General features: G+C 71.6%; 6 protein-coding genes and 1 pseudogene. 2 read left to right on the top strand and 5 right to left on the bottom strand.

The genetic code is table 11. The features are described 5' to 3' along the window. Positions 1 to 285: 285 nt before the first annotated feature. Together C1J00_RS12160 and C1J00_RS12155 are read right to left on the bottom strand one after the other, a co-directional pair. Positions 286 to 921 (bottom strand): MBL fold metallo-hydrolase, encoded by a 636-nt coding sequence (locus tag C1J00_RS12160; RefSeq protein WP_102909060.1) that lies wholly within the window; start codon positions 919 to 921, stop codon positions 286 to 288. Next, positions 921 to 2,006: an S-(hydroxymethyl)mycothiol dehydrogenase gene (locus C1J00_RS12155; RefSeq protein WP_102909059.1), complete on the bottom strand. Its 1,086-nt coding sequence runs from the start codon at positions 2,004 to 2,006 to the stop codon at positions 921 to 923. The genes C1J00_RS12160 and C1J00_RS12155 overlap by 1 nt, the downstream gene beginning before the upstream one ends. 174 nt (positions 2,007 to 2,180) lie before the next feature. On the opposite strand from C1J00_RS12155, the pseudogene C1J00_RS46675 reads away from it, so the two are divergent. Beyond that, positions 2,181 to 2,302, top strand: a pseudogene (locus C1J00_RS46675) (S1 family peptidase); the annotation flags it as partial. A gap of 332 nt (positions 2,303 to 2,634) precedes the next feature. Beyond that, positions 2,635 to 3,852 (top strand): GNAT family N-acetyltransferase, encoded by a 1,218-nt coding sequence (locus C1J00_RS12145; protein WP_102909058.1) that lies wholly within the window; start codon positions 2,635 to 2,637, stop codon positions 3,850 to 3,852. 91 nt (positions 3,853 to 3,943) lie between these two features. On the opposite strand, the gene C1J00_RS12140 is transcribed toward C1J00_RS12145, so the two are convergent. The 3 genes from C1J00_RS12140 to C1J00_RS12130 are packed head-to-tail and all read right to left on the bottom strand — an operon-like array spanning position 3,944 to position 6,582. Next, positions 3,944 to 4,474 (bottom strand): cupin domain-containing protein, encoded by a 531-nt coding sequence (locus C1J00_RS12140; RefSeq protein ID WP_102909057.1) that lies wholly within the window; start codon positions 4,472 to 4,474, stop codon positions 3,944 to 3,946. Between the two features lie 45 nt (positions 4,475 to 4,519). Next, positions 4,520 to 5,581, bottom strand: a complete 1,062-nt coding sequence (locus tag C1J00_RS12135) for a phosphotransferase family protein (protein WP_102909056.1) — start codon at positions 5,579 to 5,581, stop codon at positions 4,520 to 4,522. Further along, entirely contained in the window at positions 5,578 to 6,582 is a 1,005-nt protein-coding gene (locus tag C1J00_RS12130) for a C-terminal binding protein (RefSeq protein WP_102909055.1), read from the bottom strand. Before C1J00_RS12130 ends, C1J00_RS12135 begins: the two co-directional genes overlap by 4 nt. Between the last annotated feature and the right edge of the window lie 433 nt (positions 6,583 to 7,015).

Here is a 7,015-nt window from a genome sequence, read left to right as displayed (position 1 = left end):
GGCGAGGGGCGGGTCCGCGAGGGCACGCACGGGAGTCATCATGAGCCTGTCGACCTCGTTGCGTATGGAGGAACACTGTGCGATATGGGCAACGAGTGTGGAGACGGTCGTGCGGCACTGTCAAGACGGGAGGAAGAGAGGCGGTGACGACCTCGACGCCGTGCGCCGGAAGCCGGACACCGCCGGCCCGCCGGGGTGGGCCGTGTCGGCGGGCGCTCGGTACTCGCTCGAACACGGAGGACCGAGGGCGTTCGGCCACCCCGGCCGGGTACGGCGGCGCTCGTGTCACCAGCCGCGGGCGGCCCACTCCTCCAGGTGCGGGGCTTCCGCCTCGATGGTGGTCGTGTCGCCGTGCCCGGTGTGCACGACGGTCTCGCCGGGGAGCGTCAGCAGCCGGTCACCGATCGAGGTGATGATCGTGCCGAAGTCGCTGTACGAGCGCCCGGTCGCGCCGGGCCCTCCCGCGAACAGCGTGTCGCCGCTGAACAGTGCCCCGAGATCGGGGGCGTACAGGCACACGGCCCCGGGGGCGTGTCCGGGAGTGTGGAGGACGCGCAGGCCGATGCCCGCGACGACGAGTTCGTCGCCGTCGGCGAGCGGGCCGTCGGGGCGCCGGTTCGGATGCACCATCTTCCACAGCACCTGGTCGTCGGGGTGCAGCAGGACGCGCGCGCCGGTGGCGAGAGCGACGTCCGGTGCGGCCCGCACATGGTCGTCGTGGGCGTGGGTGCACACGACGGCCGACAGGCGGCGGTCACCGACCGCTTCCAGGACGGCGTCGGAGTCGTGCGCCGCGTCGATGACGACCACCTCGTCGTCGTCACCGACGATCCAGACGTTGTTGTCGACGTCCCAGGTGCCGCCGTCGAGACTGAACGTCCCGCTCGTGACGAGGTGTTCGATGCGTGGTGCGCCGGCCATCACAGCACCACCACGGAGCGCAGCACGTCGCCGCCGTGCATCTTCTCGAAGGCCTCCTCCACGTCTGCGAGGCCGATGGTCTCGGTGACGAACGCGTCCAGGTCGAACCGGCCGCCCAGGTAGAGGTCGATGAGGGCCGGGAAGTCACGCGAGGGCAGGCAGTCGCCGTACCAGCTGGACTTCAGCGAACCGCCGCGGCCGAAGACGTCGAGCAGGGGCAGTTCCACCTTCATCTCCGGGGTGGGTACGCCGACCAGCACGACCGTGCCGGCCAGGTCCCGGGCGTAGAAGGCCTGCCGGTACGTCTCCGGGCGGCCGACGGCCTCGACGACGACATCCGCGCCGAAGCCGCCGGTGAGTTCGCGCACCGCCTCCACCACGTCGCCCTTGGCGCCGTCGACGGTGTGGGTGGCCCCCATGGTCATGGCACGGTCCAGCTTGCGCCGGTCGATGTCGACGGCGATGACCTTGGACGCGCCGGCGAGCCGCGCGCCCGCGACGGCGGCCATGCCGACACCGCCGCAGCCGATGACGGCGACGGAGTCCCCGCGCCCGACGGCGCCGGTGTTGACGGCGGCGCCGAAGCCCGCCATGACACCGCATCCGAGCAGACCGGCTGCCGCCGCCGGGGCGGCCGGGTCCACCTTGGTGCACTGCCCGGCGGCGACCAGTGTCTTCTCCGCGAAGGCGCCGATGCCGAGGGCGGGCGAGAGCGGGGTGCCGTCGAGCAGCGTCATCGGCTGCGTCGCGTTGTGGGTGGCGAAGCAGTACCAGGGCTTGCCCTTGCTGCACGCCCGGCACTGGCCGCACACGGCACGCCAGTTGAGGATGACGAAGTCCCCCGGCTCGACGCCGGTGACCCCCTCCCCCACCGCCTCCACGCGGCCGGCCGCCTCGTGTCCCAGAAGGAAGGGGAACTCGTCGTTGATCCCGCCCTCGCGGTAGTGGAGGTCGGTGTGGCAGACGCCGCACGCCTCGACCTTGACCAGCGCCTCACCGGGACCGGGATCGGGGACGACGATCGTCTCGACGGAAACCGGGGCGCCCTTCTTGCGGGCGACGACGGCACGTACCTCGTGAGCCATGAACTGCTCCTCAGACGGGAAACTCGCGCGGGTGCGCTGTTCCTAGAGTTGCCTCATCAGATACACGCACCGCTATACGCAACTGAGCATCGAGGAGGAGGACACCGGGGGTCAAGGGGTCGACCGGAACCGGAGGAACGGCGGATGCTCAGCTCGCGGGCCGCGAGTCCGCGCGGTGACCAGGCCCAGGGCGTCACCTCCGGCGGCTGGGGCAACTGCGCCGGCGCGGCGAGACCTGGCACCAGCCCGTCAACGAGATCCTCAACAGGTACGGGCTGAGACTGCACACCGCCTGACCACCGAGCGGCGCACCGTGCGGGGGACGTCCCGTCCGGCGGACGGCACGTCCCCCGCGTCAGTGCGGGACGGTCTGCATCAGCCACCGGGGCCTGCGCTGGACGGCGCCCACGTCCGCCTCGCGATCCAGGAGACGGCGGCGGACGCCGCCGGTGCGAGCCCGGGAAGAACAAAGGAGCCGCGGCCCGGGAACGGACGGTGACGCCCACGTTGGACCGATGCGCAAGTGGGCTCGGCCGTAATTCACTTGCTCTGGGTACGAGTTGCCGTTGCACTGTGGCCCGGACACCACGAGTCGTGGTGCCGGTATCCCCGAGAGGCAACGGCAACGATGGAAATCCGTCCCACGACCGACAAGGATGTCGATGTCTTCGTCGACACACTCCATGCCGCGTTCGGGCTCTTCCCGGAGACCTCGACGGAGGGCGGCGGGCTCTGGTGGTCGGCGCTCGAAATGGACCGCTGCCTGCTCGCCGTGGCGGCGGACGGGCGGCCCGTAGGGACCGCCGCCACGCACTCCTTCGAGCTCACCCTGCCCGGTGAGAATTTCGTCCCGGCCCCCGGGGTGACCGCCGTCGGCGTCCTGCCCTCGCACCGGCGTCAGGGCGTGCTCAGCGCGCTGATGCGGCATCAGCTCACCGAGCTGCGGGGCCGCGGGGAGTCGCTTTCCGTGCTGCTGGCCTCCGAGGCTCTGATCTACGGCAGGTTCGGCTACGGACCGGCGACCTATACAGCCCAGCTGAAGGTGCCGCGCCACAAGGCAGCCCTCGCCGCTCCCCGGGCGCGCGGAGTGACCGAGGCAGCGGCGACCGGCTCGGTCGAGGTGCTGCGCCGGGCCGAGTGCGGCGAGATTCTGGAGGAGGTCTACGACCGGTATCGTCGCGCCCAGCCCGGCGCGCTGTCCCGGCCACACCGCTGGTGGGCCCTGCGCGCCGGACAGCCCCCGATCTCGCCGGCGCCGCGCTACATAGCTGTCCAACGGGACGCCGGCGGCGTCCCGGACGGGTACGCCAGCTACTCGATCGAGTCCGGCACCCTGACGGTGGACGAGATCATTGCCACCGACGACGCGGTGTTCACGGCCCTGGCCCGGTTCGCACTCGAACACGATCTGGTCTCCCAGGTCGTGTTCAAGCAAGTGCCGTCCGATCACCCGTTGCGCTGGCAGTTCGCGGACTTCCGCGCGGGCGAGGTGAGCGGCGACATGGACTGGCTCTGGGTGCGGCTGCTGGACGTCCCGCGTGCGCTGACCGCGCGCGGCTGGTTCACGGACGGCGAGCTCGTCCTCGACATCGACGACCCGTTCCTCGGCGAACATCACCGCTACCTGCTGACCGTCCAGGACGGCAAGGCCGCCTGCGTCCCGACGGACCGGGCACCGGACCTGTCCATGGACATCAGGGACCTGGGCTCCCTCTACCTCGGAGGCACCGCCCCCAGCACGCTCGCACGGGCCGGACACATCCGGGCCCACCACCCGGGCGCGGTCACCCTCGCCGACGCCCTCTTCCGCACCGAGCGCTCCCCGCACTGCCTGCACTGGTTCTGACCGCACCCGCGGATCCGGCACCAGTGATGCGCGCGTGGCCTGGCGCGCACCCGTCAGCCACGGAGACCTCATCTGTGCCCGGTCGGCGCAGTCAGTCGCCCTTTTCCGTGCCGATGAGGACGAAGGCCATCGTGGCCGGCCGGCTGCCGCGGTTGCGCCAGGCGTGGCGGGTGCCGTTCTGGATGACGATGTCGCCCGCCGAGAGCGACGTGCAGTGGCCGTCGTCGAGTTCGAGGACGATCTCGCCCTGCAGCACGATGCCGTAGTCCACGGTCGGGGTGGCGTGCATGCCGTCGGGTTCGATGAGTTCGGCGATGCCGGGCGAGTCGGCCCGCTGCTCCCGGTCGAAGGCGACAGGGTCGAACGCCGGGTCGGCGAGCGCGGATTCGGGCGGGAAGGTCAGGACGACGAACCGCGTTCCGCCGGGCGCGGGCAGCAGGCTGGTGACGTTCGGGGTGGGGTCCGTCCCGGTCCGGGTGGTCTTTTCGCCCGGTTCGGTGGCCCAGGGCAGCCGGGACACCCAGCCCGGCAGACTGGCGAACTCCCGGCTCCGCGGGATCGGGCCGTCGCTGACGACGATCGACCTGCCGCTCCCGTCATGGCCGGTGACGACTCTGCGCATGTGTCTCTCCTCGGCCGGTCGGTCGGACCCGGCGCATCGGTCGGGTCAGTCGGACCGGGTGCCGACTTCGTGCGGGGCGGGCAGGGTGGTCTCCCAGGCGTCCACGACGTCCGCCACCGTGGGGGCCGGTGCCCGCAACAGGGCCGTCGCCGCTGTGCGTACGAACTGCCGGTGCCGGTCGTCCGTGAGGTACTCCACCGGGGACTTGCCGTCCACCCGCGCCAGCAGCAGCGCCGGGAGCAGTGTCGCGGCGCGCTCCTCGACGGCGGGTCGCGGCTCCCAGTCGACACAGCGGGTGTACGCCTCGGCCAGTGCGCGGGCGGAGCGCAGGAGTTCACCGCGGTGTCCGGGCACCACCAGGCTCTTGAGGAGGAGATGGTTGACGCAGAAGGCGACGTCGAAGGCCGGGTCCCCGTACCAGGCGCATTCGGCGTCCAGCAGCACGGGCCCCCTCGGGCCGACGAGGATGTTCTTGGGGCTGACGTCACCGTGCACCAGGGCCGAGTGAGTGGTGGCCGTGCGGTCGGCGAGGCCTCGGACGGTGTCGGCGAGCATGGGGTGTGCGGCCGCGGTGGCGAGCAGGTACGGCTCGATGCGCAGCGCGTGGAAGTTGTCGTCGGTGGCGAACTCCGCTGCGAGGGCCGCGTCGGCCGCGCTCGCCGCGTGCAGGGCGCCGAGCAGTTCCCCGACGGCGGCCGCGGTCGTCACCCGCACCTCGCCTCCCAGCAGCTGTGTCTTCCAGACCGGGTACCGCTCGGGAGGCAGGTACTCCATCGCGAACAGGCCGGCTCCGGGGTCGTGGGCCAGCAGGCCGGGGACGCTGTCCGGGCGGTGCTGGGAGGCGAACCGCATCCAGGCCCATTCGTAGGCGTTGCGTGACACCGGTGCCTGCCAGTCCGCCGCCACCTTCAGTTTGGCCAGGGCGCGTTTGACGCAGAGGGAGCGTCCGGGCAGGTCCACCCGCCACAGGTCGGAGGAGACGCCGCCGGCCAGCGGCGTCCAGCGAGCGGTTTCGCCCGGTTCGGCGAGACCCTGGGTGATCAGGAAGTCCGTCAGCGCGGTGCCGGGCCCGTGGGCCGGACCCACCTGCGCGGAGCTCGCGTTCATCGCGGGTCACCCGGCCCGGCGGGCAGGTCACGAGGGGTGTTGCAGGCGTGGGCCGGTGTCTCGCCCGCCAGGATCCGTACGACTTCCTCGGCGGCGCGGCGGCGCAGTTCGATGACCGACGCGTCGGAGGAGAAGGCGACGTGCGGGGTCAGGAGGGTCCCGGGCTGTGCCGAGAGCCCGGCGGGCACGTCCGGCTCGGTCTCCAGGACGTCGAAGGCGGCGCCGTCCAGGTGCCCGGTGTCGAGCGCCTTGATCACCGCGTCGGTGTCCACGAGGCCACCCCGGCTGACGTTGACCAGCAGACCACCCGGCCGCATCAGCGCCAGCTGTTCGCTTCCGATGACGTGGTGAGTGGCGGGCGTCAGCGGCAGGTGCAGAATGACCACGTCGCTGCGGCGCAGCAGGTCCTCGAGGCCCGTCATCTCCACTCCGAGGACGTCCCGCGGCGGGTGGGGGTCGTGGGCCAGGACGCGGCAGCCGAACGCGTTGAGCCTGCGTGCCGTGGCGCGTCCGATCCGACCGAAGCCGACGATGCCGCAGGTCAGTGCCGACAGCCGGCGCAGCCGGGCGCTCGCCGGGTCCCAGCGGCCCGCCCGGACCTCGCGGTCGAAGACGGCCAGGCCGCGCGTCCAGGCCAGCACCATGCCGACGGCGTGGTCGGAGACCTCCTCGACGCAGTAGTCCGGCACATTGGTGACCCACACGCCCCGCTCGGTTGCCGCGTCCACGGCGATGTTGTCCAGGCCCACTCCTAGCCGGGCCACGACACGGAGATCCGGCGAGGTCCCGATCGCGGTGCCGGATACCGGCGCCCAGCAGGTCAGGATGCCGGAAGGGCGGTGCTCGGCGACCAGTTCCTCGATCGCCTCGGCTGAGGAGGGCTCGGCGGGGCCGGTCACCAGGGTGTGGCCCGCCTTCTCGATGACCGACCGCTCGACCGAGTCGTCGGGCCAGGCGTAGTCGGTGAGCAGCACGGTGCCGGGGCGGCTCGGTGGTTTCATGGCAGGTGGTCCTCGCAGAATCGTGCGGCCGCAGCGGACGGCCGGGCGTCCCGCCCGGTCGCGTCCGGTCGGCAGGTTTGATCGTCATCCAGGACGGCGGCCGATATCACGCCTGATCAGGCTTTCGGTCGCCGTGGGTGGGGTGGAGAGGTTCGCAGGGCTCGGGGTGGGGTGTCGGCGCTCGCCGACTTGTGGTCGGCCGGGGCGCCACGCCACGGGTACGGGTCACGAGATGCCGGAGGCACGTCGTATCACTCTGTCATAGCCACGTGGTGCTAACGATAGCACTGGCTGGCTTCCGTGCGTCAAGAGCAGGACATGAAACCGGAAACCCACGCCCCTGGAGTGGTCCGTCCAGCGCCGAAAGACCCGGCGGTCGAGGGGAAAGCGAGATTCGCGGAAGAATTCCGGCGTTCACATCTTGACGCGCCCC

This window comes from Streptomyces cahuitamycinicus, assembly GCF_002891435.1.
Taxonomy (GTDB): domain Bacteria; phylum Actinomycetota; class Actinomycetes; order Streptomycetales; family Streptomycetaceae; genus Streptomyces; species Streptomyces cahuitamycinicus.
The sequence above is the reverse complement of the archived record's forward strand: the minus strand, read 5'-3'. Positions and strand labels throughout refer to the sequence as shown.